This window comes from Streptosporangium sp. NPDC002721, from assembly GCF_042888905.1.
GTDB lineage: Bacteria > Actinomycetota > Actinomycetes > Streptosporangiales > Streptosporangiaceae > Streptosporangium.
Genome location: NZ_JBIAQI010000010.1, coordinates 161,998 through 180,492, shown reverse-complemented (window position 1 = coordinate 180,492; position 18,495 = coordinate 161,998). Strand labels below are relative to the sequence as shown.

The following is an 18,495-nucleotide window of genomic DNA, read 5'->3' as shown; positions in this document are numbered from 1 at the left end:
TGCGGAACGCCGGAGCGCCTGTGAACCCGCCGCCGGACCCCTTTGAGGCAGTGCCGCTTCCTCCGGGCCCCGTCCCGCCGGGCGCCCGCGACCCGCGTCAGCAGGCCGCCGCCCGCCCCCAGAACAACCGTCCCCAGACTCCCCAGGGCAACCGTCCCCAGGCCGCCCACCCCCAGGGCGGCTCGGGTCTCCCGCCGGGTGTCTCGCCCGACATCTTCGGCCCCACCGGCGCCCCCGGTTTCGGCGGTCCCCCCGGCCTCGGCGGCCCTCCCGGTCCCGGGGGTCCCCCCGCCCCGCCCCGCGGGACGACGCTCCCGCCCGCCCCCCGGCCTCCGCAGCCCTGGCAGATGGCCCACCCGCCGGAGCGCCCCTCCCACCGCGACGAGCCCTCGCTCGTCCCCGGCGGCGACGGGGGGTTCCCGCAGCCCGACGGGCTCCGCTACGAGGAGCCGCCCCCGCGCCGCCGCGGGGCCCGCAGGCTCTTCCTGATCGTCTTCGCCGTGCTGTTCGTCGTCGGGCTCGCCTACGCGGTGCCCGCGGTCATCATGTCCGGCAGGATGCTGCCGGGCACCACCGTGCGGGGCATCGACATCGGCGGCCTGACCGCCACCGAGGCCGCCGACAAGCTCAGGGACCGCCTGACGGGCGTGGCCTCCGGGAAGATGACCCTCCTGGCGGCGGGCAAGCGCTACGAGTTCGACCCCGTCAAGTCGGGGCTGGAGTTCGACGTGGTCGCCACCATCAACCAGGCGCCCAGCGACTTCCCCAGCCCCTCCCAGGTCTGGCGGGCCTTCACCGGCACCACCAACCTGGAGCCCCAGGTCTCCGCCGACGCCGAGAGCATGCGAACCGCGGTCGCGAGCCTGGCCAAGAGGATCGACCTCAAGGTGCGCCAGGGCTCGGTCACGTTCGAGGGCGTCAAGCCCGTCGTCGTGACGCCCCGCGACGGCAGGGAGCTGGAGCGGGAGGCCGCGGTCACCGCGATCACGGACGCCTTCCTCGGCCCGTCGAAGGAGGTCCGCCTCCCCGTCTCGGTGATCAAGCCGATGGCCGGGCAGGAGGCGGTCAAGAAGGCCGCGGCCGGAGCGGCCGAGGCCCTGTCCGGGCCGGTCACCCTGACCTTCGCCGGCAAACAGGTCCAGCTGCCGGTGGAGACCCTCGCCGCCCACCTGTCCTTCAAGCCGGACGGCACCGGCGGCATGACCCCGGAGTTCGACGCCAGGAGCGCCGTGGCCTCCGTGGAGGGGGACCTCGTCGACCCCGTCCTGGCCCCGCGCGACCCCACGTTCCAGATCGTCGGGGGGAAGCCGAAGCTGGTGCCCGGCCGCAAGGGCAAGGGCATCGACGACGAGCGGCTCGCATCAGACGTGGCCGAGATGATCAACGGCAATGGCGACCGGACGATCCCGGTGCTCCTGGCCACCGTCAAGCCGCGGATGTCCGACGCCGAGGCGCGCAAGCTCGGCGTCAAGGAGCGCATCAGCCAGTTCACCACCCCCTACGACTGCTGCCCGCCCCGGGTCACCAACATCAGGACGATCGCCAAGCTCCTGGACGGCTACCTGGTGAAGCCGGGCGAGACCTTCTCTCTCAACGGCGTCATCGGCCAGCGCGACACGGCCCGCGGCTTCGTCCCCGCCCCCATGATCCAGGGCGGCAGGCTGGTCGACTCGGTCGGCGGCGGCATCTCCCAGTTCGTCACCACCATGTACAACGCGGTCTACTTCGGTGGCCTGGAGGACGTCCAGCACGTGGCGCACGAGTTCTACATCTCCCGCTACCCGGCCGGACGCGAGTCCACGGTCTCCTGGCCCGAGCCCGACTTCCGCTGGAAGAACGACTCGCCGTACGGGGTGCTGGTGAAGACCTCCTTCAACGACAGCGGGGTCACCGTCGCCTTCTGGAGCACCAAGCGCTACGAGATCGAGTCGATCTCGTCCGAGAGATACGACGTCACCCCGTTCAAGAGCGACACCGACAGCGGTCCCGACTGCATCGAGATGGTCGGCCAGAACGGCTTCACGATCGACGTCTGGCGCGTCTTCAAGCAGGACGGCAAGGAGATCAAGCGCGTCAAGAAGACCACGGTCTACCGCCCCGAGCTCGACCTGAAGTGCGAGCCCGAGTAGCGAGGCGGCGGCACGGGTGACGCGGCTGGATAATGCGTCCATGAAGATCTGGGTCCCCTCCAAAGCCGCGGCCGATGTCCTGTGCGACCTCCCGGAGGTGGAGTGCGTCGTCTACGACGGCACGGAGCCGGTGCCCGAGGGGGCGGAGGAGGCCGAGGTCTGGATCCCGCCGCTGATGCCGGTGGCCGACCTTCCCGGGCTGCTCGCCCGGATGACCGGCCTGCGGCTGCTGCAGACCGTCACGGCGGGCGTCGACGCCTACCGGCCGCACCTGCGTGAGGGGGTGACGCTGTGCAACGCCAGGGGCGTGCACGACGCGGGCACCGCCGAGTGGGTGGTGGGCGCGATGATCTCCGTGCTCCGGGAGTTCCCCGGGTTCGTCCGCGCGCAGCTCCGGGGCGAGTGGACCTACCACCACACCGGCGTGCTGGCCGACTCCACGGTCCTGGTCGTCGGCTACGGCTCGATCGGCGAGGCGCTGGAGCGGCGGCTCGACGGTTTCGAGGTCGACGTCGTCCGGGTGGCCAGGACCGCGAGGCCCGGCGTGCACGGCCTGGACGAGCTGCCCGCCCTGCTGCCCGAAGCGGACGTGGTGGTGCTGCTCGTCCCCTCGACGCCCGAGACCACCGGCATGGTGGACGCCGGGTTCCTGGCCGCGATGAAGGACGGCGCCCTGCTGGTGAACGCGGCCAGGGGCACGGTCGTCGACACGGACGCCCTCGTCGCCGAGCTGCGCAGGGGCAGGATCCTCGCCGCGCTCGACGTCACCGCCCCCGAGCCCCTGCCCGGGGACCACCCGCTGTGGACGGCGCCGGGTGTTCTCGTCACCCCGCACGTCGCGGGCAGCAATCCGGCCTCGGTACGCCGCACGCTGAAGCTGCTCCGATCCCAGCTGCTGCGCTACCTCGCGGGCGAACCGCTCAAAAATGTGATCACGGGTTCCTACTGACCGGCAAAGGAATCCGGACCGTGGCTACCTCGTGACCTGCGGTGCGTACCGTCGGTAATAAGTGATCTCCGTGGCCCGCGCGGTTATCAGATCGGTGACGACTATGGCGTTGTCACCCCTCGCGAGGACCGGACGGCACACACTGGCCCTGTGCCGGTGCGAGCGCCGAGGACGAAGGACGACGTGCTCGCGCGGGCACCGCGAATGCGGCGAGCAAGGGATGCTGCGAAAGCGAAACACATCGACGAGACACACCAAACGACACTGATGGGCAGACGACATTGATCCGCTGGCGTGACCCCCGGGTACCGCTGACCGCCGCCGCCGTCGGCGTGGTGGGGCTCGTTGCCGCTCTGGTCAGCGGCGCTCCCGCCGTGGTCGTCGAGGCGGTGGCGGGCGTCGTCACCGCCGCGGCCGCCGCGGGCTCGCTGTTCGCCGCCGCCTCCAGGGCGGTCAACCGGCGCAGGGCGCTGGCCTGGCGCTGGCTGGCGGGAGGCTCGGTCACCTGGCTGGCCGGGGTGGGGGTGCGGCCGATCGCGGACGGCGCGCCCTTCGTGGTGACCTTCGCCGACCTGGTGCTCCTGGCCGGTACGGCCATGATCGCGGTCGGCACCGCGCTGTCGGCGGCCAGGCCCGCGCGCGGGCACGCCCTGCTGCGCGACCTCGCCGACTCCTACGTGTGCGCCGCCGCGATCATGGTGATCCTCTGGGTGTCGCTGGTGGGCCCGGTGTACGGCGACGCCGGTGACGCGGGCGACGCCGCGGTCAGCTTCGCCTCCCCGCTGTTCTGCCTGATCCTCGCCTGCGTCGTGGGCCCCGCGGTGGTGCCGATCCGGCGGTCGGCCTGGCCGGTCGGCCTGGCCGCGCTGGCCGTGCTCGCCGCCGTCGCGACCTCCGAGACGATCACCGCGCTGGCCCGGGTGGGCGGCGACACGCCGTCCCTGACCTGGGTGTGGCTCGCTCCCGCGGCGTTCCTCGTACTGGCCGCGGTCCCGTGGAGCGGGCCCGCGACCCGGCCGCTCAAGCCCGCCGCCGACGAGCCGGCCGTCCGCGAGAGCACGTCGTCGCTGATCGCGGCCGTGCCGCTCTTCCTCGTCGCCGTGGCCACCGTCGTGGTGCTCCTGCGCGTGATCAGCGGCGGGGTGCAGGGGCCGCCGGCGGTCCTGGCCTCGGTGTGCGCGTCGATCGTCGCCGTCCTGCTGGTACGCCTGTTCGTGACGCTGCTGGAGACCGGGCGGCTGCGGAGCCTGCTCCACCTCGGCGAGCGGCAGTTGCACGACCTCGCCGAGAGCGCGGGCGACGTGGTCCTGCTGTGCGACTACGACGGCGTGGTGCGGCAGATCGGCGAGGGCGTCGAGATCACCTACGGCTACCGCCCCGACGACCTGGTCGGCGGGAGGATCTTCGACTACATCCACCCCGAGGACGTGCCGGGGATCCAGGCGGCGCTGAGCGCGATGAGCCTGGAGGAGGAGGCCGAAGAAGGGCCGGGCGCGTGCATGGTCGCCTGCCGGGTCCGGGCCTCCGACGGGACCTGGCGACCGGCCGAGTCGGTGGCCACCCGGCACGTGCGCGGCGAGGACCTGCTGCTCGTCACCACCCGCGACATCAGCGACCAGGAGGCCCTGCGCAGCCAGGTCGCCCACCTGACCTTCCACGACGGCGTCACCGGCCTGCCCAACCGGGCCTACTTCGAGGAGCGCACCCGCGAGGTGCTGGCCCGTCCGGGCGCGAGCAACGTCGCGGTGGTCTTCCTGGACCTCGACGGCTTCACCGCGGTGAACGACTCGGTGGGTCACGCCAGCGGCGACTACCTGCTCGGCCAGGCGGCCCGCAGGCTGCGCGCCACCGTACGCGCCGACGACACCCTGGCGCGCTGGGGCGGCGACGAGTTCGCGGTGCTGCTGGAGGCGCCGGTCGACGCCCAGACGGCGGTCGACCTGGCCGAACGGCTGGTCCGCACGGTCTCGTCCGAGCCGTTCCGGGTGGCCGACCGCGACATCGCGCTGACCGCGAGCGTCGGGGTGGCCTTCGCCGCCGACGACGTCTCCTCCGCCGACCTGATCCGCAACGCCGACGTGGCGATGGCCAGGGCCAAGGAGCTGGGCGGGCGCAGGGTCGAGGTGTTCGCCGCGCACATGCACGCCGACGTGGTACGACGCCTGGAGCTCGCCGCCGACCTGCAGCGGGCCCTGCTGGAGAACCAGTTCGCGATCGAGTACCAGCCGGTGGTCGACCTGGCCACCTCGCGCGTCACCGCCGTCGAGGCGCTGGTGCGCTGGTGCAGGGGCGGCGAGTTCGTCCCGCCGGAGCAGTTCCTCGGCCCGGCCGAGGACACCGGCCTGATCGTCCCGCTGAGCGAGTGGATCCTGCGCGAGTCCTGCCGGGAGGTGGCCACCTGGCGCGCCTCCGCCTGGGAGATCGGGCTCTCGCTCAACCTGTCGGCCCGGCAGATCATGGCGCCGCGCTTCGTGGAGACCGTCGGGGCCGTCCTGGTCGAGACCGGGCTGCCGCCCAGCGCGCTCACCCTTGAGGTCATCGAGGAGATGCTGGTCGAGGACGCGGAGGAGATCATCACCCGCCTCTCGGAGCTGCGCGCCCTCGGGGTCCGGCTGGCCATCGACGACTTCGGCACCGGCTACGCCTCGCTGGCGTTCCTGCGGCAGCTCCCGGTCGACATGATCAAGATCGACCCGTCCTTCGTGTCCGGGCTCGGCCGTGACGAGACGCTGACCCTGCTCACCCGCACGATCGTGCGGCTCGGCCACGACCTGGGGCTGATCGTGGTCGCCGAGGGCATCGAGCGGCCCGAGCAGCTGGAACTGCTGCGCGAGATGGGCTGCACCCGGGGCCAGGGGTTCCTGGTGGCGCGCCCGATGGCCGCGCGCGGCGTCGACTCGCTGATGCGCACCAGCCTCTCCAGCCTCGGCACTCCCGCGTGATTCGCATCTCGGACTCTGAGATATGTGTCCCATGAATTTGACGCGGGGGTACCCCGTCGGCCATGGTGGAGCCATGCAGCTTCACCGTGGGATTCTCGTAGTACTTCGCCGGCGCGCTGGTCGCTGAGCCGAGTACTCCCGACCCGCGCGCCGCCCCAGCTCCGCCGTCCAGGCGGAATGGGGCATTTTTTATGCCATCAGCATGCTCAGCCACAAGGAACGAGCCGATGACCGAACAGATGACAGGAGCCCAGGCCCTCGTGAGGGCGCTGGAGCACGTCGGGGTCGACACTGTGTTCGGGATCCCGGGCGGCGCGATTCTCCCCGCCTACGATCCTCTCTACGACTCGGTCAAGATCCGGCACGTGCTCGTACGGCACGAGCAGGGCGCGGGTCACGCGGCCCAGGGTTACGCGCAGGCCACGGGCAGGGTCGGGGTCTGCATGGCCACCAGCGGTCCCGGCGCGACCAACCTGGTCACCCCGATCGCCGACGCGTACATGGACTCGGTCCCGATGGTCGCGATCACCGGCCAGGTGGCCAGCAACGCCATCGGCACGGACGCCTTCCAGGAAGCCGACATCTCCGGCATCACCATGCCGATCACGAAGCACAATTTCCTGGTCACCGATGCGGACGACATCCCCAGGACGATCGTGGAGGCGTTCCACATCGCCTCGACCGGGCGTCCGGGGCCGGTGCTGGTCGACATCGCCAAGGACGCGCTCCAGTCGAGGACGACCTTTCAGTGGCCGGTCGTCATGCAGCTGCCGGGCTACCGTCCGGTGACCCGGCCGCACTCCAAGCAGATCCGCGAGGCGGCGAAGCTGATCGCCGAGGCCAGGCGGCCCGTCCTCTACGTGGGCGGCGGCGTGCACCGGGCGGGGGCGTCGGCGCAGCTGCTGGAGTTCGCCGAGCTGACCGGCATCCCGGTGGTCACCACCCTGATGGCGCGGGGCACCTTCCCCGACAGCCACCCGCAGCACATGGGCATGCCCGGCATGCACGGGTCGGTGTCGGCGGTCGGCGCGCTGCAGAAATCCGACCTGATCATCGGGCTCGGCGTCCGCTTCGACGACCGCGTCACCGGCCAGCTGTCCACCTTCGCGCCGCACGCGAAGGTCGTCCACGCCGACATCGACCCGGCGGAGATCTCCAAGAACCGGCACGCCGACGTCCCGATCGTGGGCGACTGCAAGGAGGTCATCTCCGACCTGATCGGCGCGGTGCGCAACGAGGAGCGCAAGGGCGACTACAGCGAGTGGTGGACGGCGCTCAACGCCTACAAGGCGACCTACCCGCTGGGCTACACCGAGTTCGAGGACGGCTCCCTCGCCCCGCAGTACGTCATGGAGCGGCTCGGCTCGCTGGTCGGCCCGGACGCGATCTACACCGCGGGCGTCGGCCAGCACCAGATGTGGGCCGCGCAGTTCATCGGCTACGAGAACCCCGGCACGTTCATCAACTCCGGCGGCGCGGGCACGATGGGCTTCGCCGTCCCGGCGGCGATGGGGGCGAAGATGGGCCGCCCGGACAGCACGGTGTGGGCCATCGACGGCGACGGCTGCTTCCAGATGACCAACCAGGAGCTCGCCACCTGCACGATCGAGGGCGTGCCGATCAAGGTCGCCGTCATCAACAACGGTAACCTTGGCATGGTCAGGCAGTGGCAGACGCTGTTCTACAACCAGCGTTACTCCAACACCGACCTGCAGACGGTCCGCCGGATCCCCGACTTCGTCAAGCTCGCCGAGGCGTACGGTTGCGTGGGGCTGCGGTGCGAGCGTCCGGAGGACGTGGACGCGACGATCAAGAAGGCCATGGAGATCAACGACGTGCCTGTGGTCGTCGACTTCGTGGTGCACCAGGACGCCATGGTGTGGCCGATGGTCGCGGCCGGTACCAGCAACGACGAGATCAAGTTCGCGCGCGACATGGCGCCCGTCTGGGACAGCGAGGACTAGGCATGAGCAGGCACACGCTCTCCGTGCTGGTGGAGAACAAGCCGGGCGTGCTCGCGCGCGTCGCGGCGCTGTTCAGCCGCAGAGGGTTCAACATCGACTCGCTGGCGGTGGGGCCGACCGAGCACGCGGACATCTCCAGGATGACCATCGTGGTCAACGTCGCCGACCTGCCGCTGGAGCAGGTCACCAAGCAGCTCAACAAGCTCGTCAACGTGCTGAAGATCGTGGAGCTCGACCCGGCGCAGTCGGTGCAGCGCGAGCTCACGCTGATCAAGGTGCGGGCCGACGCGGAGAACCGTTCCAGCGTGCTGGAGCTGGTCAACCTGTTCCGGGCACGCTGCGTCGACGTCTCCTCGGACGCGGTGACCATCGAGGTCACCGGCACGCCGGACAAGCTGCAGGCCTTCATCAAGGTCCTGGAGCCGTTCGGCATCAAGGAGCTTGTCCAGTCGGGCATGGTGGCCATCGGCCGCGGCGCCCGTTCCATCACCGACCGTTCTCTCCGGGCCCTGGACCGGACCGCGTAACGCGTACGAGAAACCCGAAAGGTTAAGCAAGTGACTGAGATCTTCTACGACGACCAGGCCGACCTGTCGATCATCCAGGGCCGGCACGTCGCCGTCCTGGGATACGGCAGCCAGGGCCACGCCCACGCGCTCTCGCTGCGTGACTCCGGCGTGGACGTCAGGGTCGGCCTGCCCGAGGGTTCCAAGAGCCGGGAGAAGGCGGAGGCCGACGGCCTGCGCGTGCTCACGCCCTCGGAGGCCGTCGAAGAGGCCGACCTGACCATGATCCTCGCGCCGGACCACATCCAGCGCCACCTGTACGCCGACCACGTGGCCCCGAACCTCGTCGAGGGCGACGCGCTCTTCTTCGGGCACGGCCTCAACATCCGCTACGGCCTCATCGAGGCGCCCGAGGGTGTGGACGTGGCCATGGTCGCCCCCAAGGGTCCCGGTCACCTCGTGCGCCGCCAGTACACGGCGGGCCGCGGCGTGCCGTGTCTCGTCGCGGTGGAGAAGGACGCCAGCGGAAACGCCCTGGAGCTCGCGCTGTCGTACGCCAAGGGCATCGGCGGCACCCGCGCCGGGGCGCTGAAGACCACCTTCAAGGAGGAGACCGAGACCGACCTGTTCGGCGAGCAGGCCGTGCTGTGCGGCGGCGTGTCCGAGTTGATCAAGGTCGGTTTCGAGACGCTGATCGAGGCGGGCTACCAGCCCGAGGTCGCCTACTTCGAGTGCCTGCACGAGATGAAGCTGATCGTCGACCTGATGTACGAGGGCGGCATCTCGAAGATGTACTGGTCGGTCTCCGACACCGCCGAGTACGGCGGCTACTCCCGCGGCCCGCGCATCGTGACGCCGGAGACGAAGAAGGAGATGCAGCGCATCCTCGCCGAGATCCAGTCCGGCGAGTTCGCCAAGGAGCTGGTGGAGGAGTTCGACGGCGGCCAGAAGAAGTTCACCGCCTACCGCGAGGAGATCGCCGAGCACCCGATCGAGAAGACCGGCGCCAAGCTCCGCCCGATGATGAGCTGGCTCAAGTAACGGCGTTCGGATCCAAGGCGCTCGCACCCACCGCGCTCGGATCCAGGGCGCTCGGGCTCGTTGAGCTCGGGCCCACCGCGCCCGGATCCGTGGTGTTCGGGTTCGAGCGCCTCGGATCCACGGCGCCGGGGTTCCCGGCGCCCGGTTCGCGGCGTTCGGGCCACAGCGGTCAGGTGGCCGCGCCCGGATGAGACAGATGAGACAACGGCCCGTGCCCTCCGCGACGTGAAAGCGTCGCGGAGGGCACGGGCCGTTCTGTCACCCGGGTGCCGCCGGCCGTCCGGCGGCCCGGTCGTCCGTGGCTAGTGCCTGGCGAAGTTCTGGGTCCAGTAGATGCCCTGGGGGCTGTTGGCCACGCCCACCCCGAGGTGGGTGTAGGCGCAGTTCACGATGTTGGCGCGGTGACCCGGGCTGTTCATCCAGCCGGTGACCACCTCGGCCGGGGTGCGCTGACCCCTGGCGATGTTCTCGGCCCAGGCCCGCATCGGGCTGAAGCCGCTCGCCCTGATCCGGGCGGTCATGTCACGGCCGTCCTGCGAGGTGTGGCTGAAGTAGTTCTTGGCCGCCATGTCGTCCGAGTGGCCCTGCGCGGCCGAGCGCAGCTGCGGGTCGGAGACGAGCGGGCCGCACCCGTTCTTCTGCCGCTCGACGTTGGTCAGGCGCACCACCTCCTCGGACTGGGAGGATCCCGGGTTGGAGCCGGGGGGCGTGGTGGGCGGCGTGCTGGGGGAGGTGCTGGCCGAGGGGGTCGGCTTCGGGGTCGGCGAGGTGCTGCCGGTCGGCGTGGGGGTGGGGGTCGGGGTACCGGTGGGGGAGCAGTTGAGCCTGACGGCCTTGGAGCGGCCGATGTTGCCCCGGTAGTCGGTGACGACGGCGTAGTAGACACCGGGGGCGCAACGCAGCTTCACCGTCACCCGCCCGTTGGTGCCCTTGCGGGACGCGCTCTTGACGATCGGGTCGTTCCCGGGCACGGCGCGCTTGATACGGACGCGGACCAGGGCGGTGTCGTCGCAGCCCAGCCGCGCGGCGGAGGCCTGGATCCGTCCGGCGGGGGTGACGTACGGCTTGGCGGCGTACACGCGGCACTCGGCCTGGGGAGCGGCCGCGGCGTGAGCCGTGGCGATCGGCGTGCTGAGGGCCGCCAGGCTCCCGAGGCAGAGCAGCGCCCCTAGCGGTCTACGCATGTCGGTTCCTCCAGTTGGTTAGACGCTGGACGACTCCGCATTCTGTCGGGGACGGATCGGTCTTGTCAGCAAATTCCGGACATTAACTGTGGGCCCCAGGTAAACCAGAGTGGTCGCAGAGGCGTCTGGGGCCACCGGTGTCCGGGCTCGCGCTACGGCCCCCTTAATCCGGATATTTCCTGCTATAGGGGCCCTGAGCTGGACATACGTCGTTATCAACGAGAGACGTTCCGCTGGATCGCGCGGGCCGGAGGAGGGCCGCGCCCGCCCGGAGTCTCGGCCGGGAGGAGCCGAAATATTCTCGTCTTTCGGCGGACCGCTCTGCCTCAGGGCCTACCGGGCGCCCGACCCGCTGCGATTGAATGTGGCATGGTCTCCCCGGCGCCCTCTCTCGCCGTCGTCACAGTGCCGCGCGGCGTGCGCGTCGGCTATGGTGTCGGCTCAATCTGCACCGCCACCTTCTCCACGGTCCCCGGACTGCTGCTGCTGTTCTACATGACGAACATGCTGGCGGTTCCCGCCTGGCTCGCCGGCGTGGTGGTCTTCCTGCCCAAGCTCTGGGACATGTTCATCAACCCCTGGGTGGGCCAGCGCTCCGACCGGACGGTCTCCCGCTTCGGCGCCCGGCGCCCGTGGATGCTCCTGGGCGCGGTCACCCTGCCGGTGACGTTCGCCCTCACCTTCGCTGGCCCCCCTCTCACCGGTGTCTCCGCCGCCCTGTACGTCGCCTTCTTCTACTTCCTCACCGCGACGGCCTACGCCTTCTACGAGGTCCCGTACAAGGCGATGCCCGCGGAGATGACCGACGACTACCACGAGCGCTCCTCACTCCTGCAGTGGAAGATGGTCTTCGTCGGCCTGGGGATCCTGCTCGCCGGGGCGGGCGCGCCGGCGATCGCGGGCAACGACGTCGCCGGTCACCGGACCATGGGGATGATCATCGGCGTCGTGCTGCTGCTGTCGATGCTCGCCTCCTTCTTCGGTACGGCAAGCGCCCCGGTGATCGCGCGGGCCGAGGCGGAGCCGTCGATCGCCGCCCAGTTCACCGCGGCCCGCTCGAACAAGACGTTCATGGTGCTGCTCGGCTTCAGCTGCGCCCAGATGTTCTCGGCCGGTGTCATGCTGGCCGGCGCCCCGTACTTCGCCACCTATACCCTGGGCGACCCGGGGGCGACGACCACGCTCTTCCTGGGCATCGTCGGCCCGCTGCTGATCACCATGCCACTCTGGGTCTGGCTGTCCAAGCGCTACGACAAGCGCGGCGCGATGATCCTGTCGTCGGCGCTGTTCCTGGTGGGCACCGCGGCGATGTTCTTCTCGGGCTCGCTCGGTTCGGCGTACGCGCACGCGTGCGTGCTCCTCGTCGGCATCGGCTACGCGGGGTTCCAGCTGCTGCAGTTCTCGATGCTCTCCGACGTGATCGTCCATGACGCGCTGGTCACCGGCAAGCGCCGGGCCGGGGTGTTCACCGGACTCTGGACGGCCGCGGAGACCGTGGTCTTCGCGTTCGGCGCGCTCGTGCTCGGCTGGCTGCTGGCCGCGACCGGTTTCGTCGAGTCCGACCCCTCCAACCCCGTCGCGCAGGTCACGTCGGCGACCACGGCGGTGCTGTACGGCACGACGCTGCTGCCCGCGGTCCTGATGGCGGTCAGCATCCTGCTGATCACGCGCTACACCCTGACGGCCGCGCAGATCAAGGAGGCCCAGGACGCCGCCGCCGAGACCGCGACCGGCGTCGCCGAGGCCAAGGAGGGCTGAGGCTGCTCCCGTCCGGATCCCGCGCCACGTCCCAGGCGACCGTGGCGCGGTCCGGAACGACCGTGACGCGGGGCGGAACGACCTGGGCGTGGCTCGGAACGTCGTGGGCGCGGCCGGTCAGAGCATCTGAGGTGTGATCATCAGGAAGCCGCAGTCGCCGAAGGAGACGACGTCGCCCGGCCTGACCTTGGCCGGGCCGACCAGGCGCCAGTCGTTCAGCCGGGTGCCGTTCAGCGAGCCGAGGTCGACCAGGACCCAGCCCTCCTCGTCCCGGCGCAGCTCGGCGTGCACCCGTGAGACGGTCAGGTCGGCGAGGACCAGGTCGCAGGCGGAGCCGCGGCCCACCACGTAGCGGGTCCTGCCGTCGCCGGGCAGCGCGAGCCGGGGCAGCCTGGGGCGCCGCCAGGCCGACTCCACACGCTTGGTGAAGTCGGAGGCCGAGGCGACGGCTTCGGTGACCATGCGGCGCAACCGGCCGCGTTGCGGCAGGTCGGCGACCAGGTTGTCGAGCTCGCCCTGGTTGCGCGCACGCAGGGCCATGTCGACACGGCCAAGGAAGGTGTCGTGCGACAGGCGCCCCTCGACGGCACGGTCACGCAGCTCGTTGATCGCGCGATCGCGGTCCCCGTCGGAGGCGCGGGCCGGGGGGTGCGTCGAGCTCATCCTCCGAGTATCGGCCCCAGGGGCGGAACCTGTCCAGAATATGCAGATCTCTTGCCCGTTGGATACTGAGTATGCATACTCAGTATCCATGGCGATCCGACAGGGGCTCCTGGCCCTGCTGAGTCAGGGGCCTCGCTACGGCTACCAGTTGCGTGCCGAGTTCGAGGCGTCGACGGGGGCGACCTGGCCGCTCAACATCGGCCAGGTCTACACGACGCTCTCCCGCCTGGAACGCGACGGCCTGGTGAGCCCCGGCGAGCAGGACGAGCAGGGCCGGGTCGTCTACTCGATCACCGAGGCCGGTCGGGCCGAGATGGAGCGATGGTTCGGCACCCCCGTCGCCCAGTCGGACCGGCCTCGGGACGAGCTGGTCATCAAGCTCGCCCTGGCGGTCACCGCCGTCACGGACGTGCGGCCGATCATCCAGGCCCAGCGCACCGCGACCATGCGCACGCTGCAGGCGTTCGTCCGCGCCAGGCACGCGAGCGCCGAGAACCCCGCCCAGCGGCTGGTGCTCGACTCGATGATCTTCCAGGCCGAGGCCGAGCAACGCTGGCTCGACCACTGCGAGGCCGTGCTCACGGCCGCCACCCGGCCACAAGGACCCGCGGACGCGGAACACCTCACCACGGATGTCCCGACCCCGGAGCACCCGAACGCATAAGCCCCGAACCAGAAACACCCGGCCACGGAATACCCGGCCACGGAGCACCCAGCCACGAGATCCCCACGCGCGTGATCTCCCGACACGTGATCCCCAGACGCAGGAGACGGACAGTTGACACCCTCCCCACGACCAGAGCCACGACTGCAGCCACGGCCACGGCCACGGCCGCACCCGGGAACCCGCACGCCGGAGGTACCCAGATGACCCCCGACCCGGTCGTACGGCTCGCGGACGTGACCCGCACGCACGGCGACGGGCCGCAGACCGTGGCGGCGCTGCGCGGGGTGAGCCTCGACGTCGGCGCCGGAGAGCTCGTCGCGGTGATGGGCCCCTCGGGGTCCGGCAAGTCCACCCTGCTCAACCTCGCCGGGGGCCTCGACCTGCCCACCTCCGGCTCCGTGGTCGTGGAGGGCACGCCGCTGGCGAGCCTGCCGGCCGGGGAACTGGCCGGGCTCCGGCGCAGGCACGTGGGCTACGTCTTCCAGGACCTCAACCTGATCCCGTCGCTCACCGCGCTGGAGAACGTGACCCTCCCGCGCGAGCTGGACGGGATCGCCTTCAGGAACGCCCGTCGCGAGGCGGAGCAGGTGCTCACGGAGGTCGGTCTCGGCGAGGTCGCCGACCGCTTCCCCGACGAGATCTCCGGCGGCCAGCGCCAGCGGGTCGCCATCGCCCGCGCGTTGGTGGGGGAGCGGCGGCTGATCCTGGCCGACGAGCCCACCGGCGCGCTCGACACCCCGACCGGCGACGACATCCTCCGGCTCCTGCGCACCCGCTGCGACGCGGGAGCCGCCGTGCTGCTCGTCACCCACGAACCTCGCTACGCCGCCTGGGCCGACCGCGTGATCTTCCTGCGCGACGGCGAGATCGCCGACTCCACCGCCGCCCCTCTGGAGAGTGCCCGATGAGCGAGCGACCGGACCCACCGAGCGCACCCGCGGATCTCCGACAAGAGGATCTCCGACGGCGAGCAGGAGCGCCCGAGTGAGCGCGATCCTCGCCGCCCTGCGCCTCTCCCGCCGGGAGATCGGGCGGGCCAGGGGACGCAGCGCGCTCATCATGGTCATGATCGGCCTGCCGGTCATGCTCCTCACGGCGGGCCTGACCTGGCAGGCCACCGGGGACGTCACGCTCAGGGAGGGGCTGGACTGGAACATCGGAACGGCCGACGCGCACGTACGGGGCACGGCCTTCGACAGGCCGGTGCGGCAGGGCGTCGACGCCGAGAACTTCCGCCTGAAGGGCCGCGGCTTAGAGCAGCGAGCCCTCACGGAACGGGAGGTCCTCACCCTGTTCGGGCCGGGCAGCCGCGCGGTCCCCCTGCGCGGCCTCTGGACCGGTTACGAGACTTCCGGCGCCTACCGGGAGGCCGACCTCTGGGAGATCGACCTGCACGACCCGATCACCGCGGGCATGTACACGCTCCGGTCAGGGCGCCTGCCACGAGTGGCGGGGGAGGTCGTGGTGAGCGCCGGGCTGAGGCTGCGGGAAGGGAGAACCCTGACCCCGGCCGGTACGAGCACCGTCGTCACCGTGGTCGGCGTCGTCGAGTCCGGGCGCGCGCCGGAAAACCTTGAGATCGTCGCGCCCCCGGGAACCGTGTTCGACGACACCGGGAAGGTCGGTACGAGCTGGCTCGTCGACACTCCCGCCCCCGTCTCCTGGCAGCGGGTTCGCGAGATCAACCAGCATGGTGTCAGGGTCCTCTCGCGAGCGGTGGTCAACGATCCGCCTCCCGCGGGTGACGGCCCGAGGGATCCGCTCCCCTACGGGTCGGCGCAGGCCTCCGAGGTCGTGATGGTCGCCCTCGGCGCGGTCGTCGTCGTGCTGGAGGTCGTCTTCCTGGCCGGACCGGCGTTCGCCGTCGGCATCCGGCGACGCCGGCGCGAGCTCGCGCTGATCGCCGCGCAGGGCGCCTCACCCCGCCACCTGCGCGGCGTCGTCCTCGCGGACGGGCTCACCCTCGGGCTCGCGGCCTCCCTGCTCGGAGCCGCTGGGGGGATCGGGATCGGCGCGGCCGTCGCGCCGTTCGCCCACCGCGGCCCCCTGGAGGTGCCCGTCGGCCTGATCGCGCTCGCCGTGCTCCTGGGGGTGGTGAGCGCGCTGCTCGCGGCGATCGTCCCCGCCGTCCAGGCGTCGCGGGCCGACGTGGCGGAGGTGCTGGCCGGCCGCCGGGGCCGGGCGAGGGAACGCCGTGGCCTGCCGGTGCTGGGCGTGGCGCTCCTGGTGGTGGCGATGGCGTTCGTCCTTCTCGGTGCCGCCTTCGCGAGGCGGTGGGTGCAGTACGGGGCGTGGCAGCCGGTCAGTTTGCTGCTGGGCGCGGTGCTCGGGCAGCTCGGGCTCGTCCTGCTGACGCCGTGGCTGGTCGGCGTCGCCGCGCGCCTGGCCGCGCGGTCGCCGCTGCCGTTCCGGATGGCCGCCAGGGACGCCGTGCGCAACAGTGGCCGCACGGCCCCCGCCGTGGCCGCGGTGCTCGTCGCGACCGCCGTCTTCGCCACCGCGGCGGTGATGGTCTCCAGCCAGACCGCCCTGGTGCGAGAGCACTACCTGCCCCAGTACGTGAGGGGGAGCACCGTCGTGTCCTCCTACGCGCCCGAACCCGCGGCCTGGCGGGAGATCAGGAGAGTCGTCACCTCCGCCCTGCCCGGAGTGCCGCTGATCGAGGCGGGAAGGCTCGCCGGGCCGGACTCGCAACCCGTCAACGTCGTGGTCCAGCCCGGCTGCGGGAGAAATTGCGAGGCGTTCCTCTCCCGCGCGTCGTTCCACCCCCCGCCGGTGGGCGGTGCCGACCTGGTCCGCTATTTCCTGCGTGGCCCCGACCCCGCCGCCGAGGCCGCTCTCGCCGAGGGCAAGGCGGTGGTGTTCGACCCGAGGGTGTTGCGCGAGGGGAAGCTGGTCTTCACGACCAAGATCACGAAACGCGTCACGCACTCGGTGCCCGCCGTCGTCCGGCGGCCCCGGGGCGAGCCGCTGGTGACCGCGGTACTCCCCGTCTCACTGGCGGCCGAGCTGGGCCTCACCGTCGATTACAACACCCTCATCGCCGATCCGGCCGCGGTGAGCACGACGCCGCAGCAGGAGGAGCGGCTGCACGCCGCCGTCCGGGAGGTCAACTCCACCACCGCCGCCGAGGTCGAGCGGGGTTTCCGTGACGACGACACGGCGACGCTCCTCGCCTTCGCCGCCGCCGCGGCGGTCCTCGTTCTCGGGGGTACGTTCGCGGCGACCGGCCTCGCGGTGGCGGAGGGGCGCCCCGACCGGGCCACGCTGGCGGCGGTGGGGGCGGCGGGCCGCGTCCAGCGCCTTCTCGTCGCCGGACAGGCCGCGTTCGTCTCCGGCCTGGGGGTGGGAGCGGGGATGTTCGTCGGGCTGGTCGCCGGGGTGGCGAGCGTCCTCGGCAGGTTCTACCGACAATGGGCTCCCGGGAGCACGGCGATGGACAGGGTGCCGCCCGACCTGGTCACCTTCGCGGTCGACGCGCCCTGGCTCCTGCTGGGAGGCGTGCTGGTCGGCCTGCCCCTGCTGACCGCGCTGCTGGCCGGATCGTGCGTCCGGACGAGGGTGGTGCTCACCCGCCGCCTGACCTGACCCGCCGTTCCGGGCCTGCCCGGACGTCGCCCGGCGCTCCGCGGGCGGCCGGGCAGGGCGCGGGTGTCACCCCCGCGCCCCGCCCGGCCGGTCGGAGCGCTCAGTCGGTGACGTCGGCGCAGACCACGTGGGCGCCCAGCTCGACCATCCGCTGCTCGCTGCGCGCGTCGGCGACCCTGGCCATCAGGATCGGCGCCTCGCTCGCGGCGAGCTGCGGCAGCCGGGCCCGTACCCCGCGATGGATGTCCCTGACCACGTCCTCGGCCGCCGACATGTGCACCTTCACGTGCAGCATGATTCCCGGTGCGCCCGAGGAGGTGCTGGCCTCGGAGATCCACACGTGGTGGACGAGCGGGTAGTCCATGAGCAGCTGCGAGATCGCGGCGCGCAGCGCGGGCAGGATCGGGTGGTCGCACCGGCGGTATCCCGGGTCCACCATCTGCATCGGGCCCGACAGGTGCGGCCGGGGCGCCGGGATCCACGGCTGGGAGGGCGCGGCGGGCACCGGCGCTCTCGGCGGGCGCGCGGGCGCGGGACGCGAGACCGTCGCCATCGCCCCGGTCGCGTACGCCGTCGGCGCCGTGCTCGACAGCGCGGGCGTGGGGCCGCTGCGCGTCGAGAGCAGGTAGCGCTGGAGATCCTCGATCGGCACGGCCGCGGCGGCCGGACCCGCCGCGTCGATCACGATCTCCCGCACGCCGGTGACGCGCTGGATGTCGAGGATGGTGTCGGCGTCGCACGCCGACAGCGAGTGGCTGCCACGGTGCCGCGCGTAGGTGTCCGCCGAGGTGTATCCGAGCAGGACACGATCACCGGCCTGGGTCGTGCCGAGCACGACGGAGCGGTCGGGTCGCACGGCAACCAGGAGTCCCCATTCGGCCAGCGCCGCGAGCAGCCGGTGCGGATCGCCGTGCTGCGCGAGCACGTTGCCGAGAGCGGGGTTCCCGATGCTCATATGAGGAACGATAGGTAGTGGACCACGGCTTATCAGGGTAATCGCGAAGTTTTCCTGGGATCAATACCAACTTGAATTTTGGGCGCATGAGATCTGTCAAGAACGGGTAACCGCCTCCTGTGTCCCCAGCTTCCCTCACGTCCCACCAG

13 protein-coding genes are annotated in these 18,495 nt (G+C 71.3%); 10 read left to right on the top strand and 3 right to left on the bottom strand.

Annotated elements, in window-relative coordinates:
• The first annotated feature begins 50 nt into the window (after nt 1–50).
• From ACFYWM_RS16200 to ilvC, 6 genes are all read left to right on the top strand, one after another.
• The gene (locus ACFYWM_RS16200; protein ID WP_389914879.1) at nt 51–2,129 is read left to right on the top strand and encodes a VanW family protein; all 2,079 of its coding nucleotides are present in this window, start codon (nt 51–53) and stop codon (nt 2,127–2,129) included.
• 40 nt (nt 2,130–2,169) lie between these two features.
• The gene (locus ACFYWM_RS16195; RefSeq protein WP_389914877.1) at nt 2,170–3,078 is read left to right on the top strand and encodes a 2-hydroxyacid dehydrogenase; all 909 of its coding nucleotides are present in this window, start codon (nt 2,170–2,172) and stop codon (nt 3,076–3,078) included.
• A 281-nt stretch (nt 3,079–3,359) separates the two neighbouring features.
• Complete coding sequence (locus tag ACFYWM_RS16190) at nt 3,360–6,020, top strand: putative bifunctional diguanylate cyclase/phosphodiesterase (protein ID WP_389914875.1); 2,661 nt, start codon at nt 3,360–3,362, stop codon at nt 6,018–6,020.
• A 227-nt stretch (nt 6,021–6,247) separates the two neighbouring features.
• A complete protein-coding gene (locus tag ACFYWM_RS16185; RefSeq protein ID WP_389914872.1) occupies nt 6,248–7,984 on the top strand; it encodes an acetolactate synthase large subunit in 1,737 nt (578 codons plus the stop codon).
• Nucleotides 7,985–7,986: 2 nt separating this feature from the next.
• Nucleotides 7,987–8,511: an acetolactate synthase small subunit gene (ilvN, locus tag ACFYWM_RS16180; RefSeq protein WP_389914869.1), complete on the top strand. Its 525-nt coding sequence runs from the start codon at nt 7,987–7,989 to the stop codon at nt 8,509–8,511.
• A 39-nt stretch (nt 8,512–8,550) separates the two neighbouring features.
• Nucleotides 8,551–9,531, top strand: a complete 981-nt coding sequence (ilvC, locus tag ACFYWM_RS16175; RefSeq protein ID WP_362693893.1) for a ketol-acid reductoisomerase — start codon at nt 8,551–8,553, stop codon at nt 9,529–9,531.
• Between the two features lie 302 nt (nt 9,532–9,833).
• On the opposite strand, the gene ACFYWM_RS16170 is transcribed toward ilvC, so the two are convergent.
• Complete coding sequence (locus tag ACFYWM_RS16170) at nt 9,834–10,715, bottom strand: CAP domain-containing protein (protein ID WP_389914865.1); 882 nt, start codon at nt 10,713–10,715, stop codon at nt 9,834–9,836.
• A 417-nt stretch (nt 10,716–11,132) separates the two neighbouring features.
• Between ACFYWM_RS16170 and ACFYWM_RS16165 the strand changes: the two genes are divergently transcribed.
• Complete coding sequence (locus tag ACFYWM_RS16165; protein WP_389914862.1) at nt 11,133–12,473, top strand: MFS transporter; 1,341 nt, start codon at nt 11,133–11,135, stop codon at nt 12,471–12,473.
• A 117-nt stretch (nt 12,474–12,590) separates the two neighbouring features.
• Here ACFYWM_RS16165 and ACFYWM_RS16160 read toward each other — a convergent pair whose 3' ends face one another.
• Entirely contained in the window at nt 12,591–13,136 is a 546-nt protein-coding gene (locus tag ACFYWM_RS16160) for a DUF1707 and FHA domain-containing protein (protein WP_389914859.1), read from the bottom strand.
• A gap of 88 nt (nt 13,137–13,224) precedes the next feature.
• Between ACFYWM_RS16160 and ACFYWM_RS16155 the strand changes: the two genes are divergently transcribed.
• From ACFYWM_RS16155 to ACFYWM_RS16145, 3 genes are all read left to right on the top strand, one after another.
• Nucleotides 13,225–13,800 (top strand): PadR family transcriptional regulator, encoded by a 576-nt coding sequence (locus ACFYWM_RS16155; RefSeq protein WP_389914857.1) that lies wholly within the window; start codon nt 13,225–13,227, stop codon nt 13,798–13,800.
• A gap of 203 nt (nt 13,801–14,003) precedes the next feature.
• Nucleotides 14,004–14,711, top strand: coding sequence for an ABC transporter ATP-binding protein (locus ACFYWM_RS16150; RefSeq protein WP_389914854.1), 708 nt, complete (start codon nt 14,004–14,006; stop codon nt 14,709–14,711).
• A gap of 76 nt (nt 14,712–14,787) precedes the next feature.
• Nucleotides 14,788–17,391 (top strand): FtsX-like permease family protein, encoded by a 2,604-nt coding sequence (locus ACFYWM_RS16145; RefSeq protein ID WP_389914851.1) that lies wholly within the window; start codon nt 14,788–14,790, stop codon nt 17,389–17,391.
• 100 nt (nt 17,392–17,491) lie between these two features.
• Here the strand turns inward: ACFYWM_RS16145 and ACFYWM_RS16140 are convergent, their stop codons facing one another.
• Nucleotides 17,492–18,346, bottom strand: a complete 855-nt coding sequence (locus tag ACFYWM_RS16140) for a hypothetical protein (protein WP_389914848.1) — start codon at nt 18,344–18,346, stop codon at nt 17,492–17,494.
• Nucleotides 18,347–18,495: the final 149 nt, after the last annotated feature.

Excerpts from the sequence above, each read along its gene's own strand:
- ACFYWM_RS16155 (WP_389914857.1), top strand. The coding sequence starts at position 13,225 with ATGGCGATCCGACAGGGGCTCCTGGCCCTGCTGAGTCAGGGGCCTCGC.
- ACFYWM_RS16170 (WP_389914865.1), bottom strand. The coding sequence starts at position 10,715 with ATGCGTAGACCGCTAGGGGCGCTGCTCTGCCTCGGGAGCCTGGCGGCC.
- ACFYWM_RS16185 (WP_389914872.1), top strand. The coding sequence starts at position 6,248 with ATGACCGAACAGATGACAGGAGCCCAGGCCCTCGTGAGGGCGCTGGAG.
- ilvN (WP_389914869.1), top strand. The coding sequence starts at position 7,987 with ATGAGCAGGCACACGCTCTCCGTGCTGGTGGAGAACAAGCCGGGCGTG.
- ACFYWM_RS16160 (WP_389914859.1), bottom strand. The coding sequence starts at position 13,136 with ATGAGCTCGACGCACCCCCCGGCCCGCGCCTCCGACGGGGACCGCGAT.
- ACFYWM_RS16195 (WP_389914877.1), top strand. The coding sequence starts at position 2,170 with ATGAAGATCTGGGTCCCCTCCAAAGCCGCGGCCGATGTCCTGTGCGAC.
- ACFYWM_RS16140 (WP_389914848.1), bottom strand. The coding sequence starts at position 18,346 with ATGAGCATCGGGAACCCCGCTCTCGGCAACGTGCTCGCGCAGCACGGC.
- ACFYWM_RS16150 (WP_389914854.1), top strand. The coding sequence starts at position 14,004 with ATGACCCCCGACCCGGTCGTACGGCTCGCGGACGTGACCCGCACGCAC.